General features: G+C 42.9%; 2 protein-coding genes. Both read right to left on the bottom strand.

Annotated elements, in window-relative coordinates:
* Positions 1-401 precede the first annotated feature (401 nt).
* Positions 402-1,805, bottom strand: coding sequence for an MBL fold metallo-hydrolase (locus AC1DPZ_RS24640; protein ID WP_477408451.1), 1,404 nt, complete (start codon positions 1,803-1,805; stop codon positions 402-404).
* A gap of 117 nt (positions 1,806-1,922) precedes the next feature.
* Positions 1,923-3,059 (bottom strand): ABC transporter ATP-binding protein (locus AC1DPZ_RS24635; protein WP_477408449.1); only part of this gene is annotated, 1,137 nt, incomplete at its 5' end.

Here is a 3,059-nt window from a genome sequence, read left to right as displayed (position 1 = left end):
GCATATTGGCGCTGCCACCAATGAGGCCCAGGAAAGAATAGGTACCGAGCTTGCTAATTTGATCATTGGTCATTTTAAGAAAGCATAAACACGAATTCTCTCGAATTGGTTCGAATTTCACTAATTGAATCAGACTCCAATTTTACGAATAAAAACAAATGGCACGAATTCCAAAAGAGTTCGTGCCATTCGCTTTTATAAAGCCATATATAATTAAAAACAAGTCATGCATGTTTCAGCCTCTCACGCGTTAGGCGGCGATATGCAACTCTACAAATTGAATGTTGCCTTCATATGAGTTGCAGAAATAATTTCCATGACCGAAGTGTCGGCTCATCAATTTATCCAACTTGTCGACTCCTAAAATTCGTGACAATTAGAGTCCATTGGTGAAATTCATGTTAAATTAAATTGTACGTTATGTCCCTCTCCGGTACTGTAACCGTATATCCTTCTTCCTCCAAAGAATTTGCCAGCAGCTTCATACTTTCTCCTTCACCGTGGACAAGGAATACGCTCTTAAGTTTTGCTTTATCCTGCTGTTTTACGTTATCTAACAGGTCCTGGTGATCGCCGTGGGCGCTAAGTACATCGGTTTGTTTAATGGTGGCGTAAACGGCCAGCTCACGGTCTTTAATGTGAACTATGGAATCGCCGCGCAATAAACGGTGACCTAAAGTTCCCTTGGCGCAATAGCCTATGAACAGGATGGTACAATAATAATTCTGGATATTATAGAAAAGGTGATCCTGGATACGCCCGCCCTCCAGCATTCCGGCTGATGAGATGATGATACAGGGTTCATAGTAGTTCGAGATCTGGCGACTATCTTTCAGGTTTTCGACATAAGTAAGATTGTCAAACTCAAATTCATCGCCTTTATCCCTGTAAAAATCCTGTGCTTCCTGGTTTACCAGGCTGTGATATTTGCGGAAGATGCCGGTTGCCATGGTAGCCATTGGGCTATCCACAAAAACCTTAACCTGTGGCAGCAAACCTTCAGTAAAGATCTTATTTAATGAATACACCAATGATTGTGTACGCCCAATACTAAATGCAGGAATAATTAAGCGGCCCTGCTCTCTTACACAGGTTTTATCAATAACTTCGATAAGCGTGTCCTCTACGGATTTACCTTTACTATGGTAACGACCACCGTAGGTTGATTCTGATACCAGGAAATCAACCGGGGGTAATTCCTGCGGATCGTTGAGCACCGGGTAATTCTTTCTGCCGATATCGCCTGTAAAGGCGATGGACTTTTCTTCGCCATTTTCGATTACTTTTAAAACTGCCGCAGCTGCACCTAACAGGTGACCAACCGGGATAAAAGTAAGTTCGATATTGCCATTTATCCGGAATGGACGGTTAAAGCCTATGGTAACAAAACGGTCAACAGTGTCCATTACATGCTTTTGCAGGTATAAGGGTTGCGGGCCACTACCATTGTTAAATTTACCTTTGCCGCGTTTCCTGTTTCCTTTATTTGCCTTATTCATGAAAATGCTTACCGAATCAAGCAACAGCAGCTCGGTAAGATCAGCAGTAGGAGGGGTACACAATATTTGGCCGTTAAAGCCTAACCTTACCAGGGTGGGCAGATTACCGGAGTGATCAATGTGTGCATGTGTAAGTATTACCACGTCGATCTCTTCCGGCCTGAAGGGGAAGTTTTCGTTTGATTGTATGCTGCGGTCCTTCTCATAATCTAATCCGCAATCTATCAATATTTTATATTGGTCAACCTCCAGCAAATGCATGCTGCCGGTTACCTGTTGGGCAGCTCCGTGTATCGTTAATTTCATTTTATAAGTCGATGGGCCACAGTCAATATACCATAGCCTCTATATACCTTTTAGGTTTTCGGTTTAATATCCGAACTTTTATTTAAATAATGGTAATCCGTAACAGATAATCACGAATTAGTTACTCTGCGATTCAAATTGCAGCTGACTTAAATAACGATAAAGCCCCTGTTCGTTGCCGATAAGTTCCTGGTGGCTGCCGCTCTCGATGATCTCACCTTTTTCCAGTACGATGATCTTATCTGCCTCGCGGATAGTTGATAAGCGGTGGGCGATGATGATAGAGGTACGATCTTTCATCAACTCTTCCAAGGCTTCCTGAACCAAACGTTCAGATTCCGAGTCTAACGATGAGGTGGCTTCATCCAAAATCAATATCGATGGATTTTTTAACAATGCCCTCGCGATAGCAATACGCTGGCGCTGACCGCCCGAAAGCTTTACACCACGCTCACCCACAATGGTTTCATAACCTTCGGGGAAAGAGGTAATAAACTGATGTGCGTTTGCACGTTTGGCAGCCTGTATAATATCCTCTTTGGATGCATTCAATCGGCCATAAGCAATGTTCTCTAATATCGATCCCCCGAACAACAATACATCCTGCGGAACAATGGCAACCTGGTTACGGATATCGGTAATGGAATAATCTGACGCCGGTCGGTCATCAAATAAAATTGTTCCGTTTTGCGGATGATAAAACTGCAATATCAATGAAGCCATAGTTGATTTGCCCGAACCGCTTGGCCCAACAATGGCTACCTTTTGCCCGGCAGCAGCATCAAATGAAATACCTTTTAAGATGGTTAGCTCAGAGCGGGACGGGTAGGCAAAAACCACATTATCGAAAGATATATCTCCTTTGATGGGTTGATCTACCTGGTTGTTATTTTCAACCATAGAGATATCTTCGCCGGTTTCGGCTAATATCTCCAGTACACGCTCACTTGCACCTACTGCTTTTTGTAAGTTGGCATATAAGTCGGGGAAACTGCCCATTGCAGCGCCTACAAATATGGAGTACATGATAAAGGTGGTTAAATCACCTACCATGATTTCTCCGTGGCTAACCAATACCGATCCGTACCATATAACGCCTACAAAAGTACCGAATAAACAAAATACAATAAACGATGCAAAAATTCCACGAAACTTGGCACCCTTTACAGCAATATCAACTACGTTTCGTAATATTTTATCATAACGGGTGGCTTCATAGGCTTCGTTTACAAATGCCTTTACGTTGGCAATGCC

Source organism: Mucilaginibacter sp. P4_G9 (assembly GCF_056400985.1).
The sequence above is the reverse complement of the archived record's forward strand: the minus strand, read 5'-3'. Positions and strand labels throughout refer to the sequence as shown.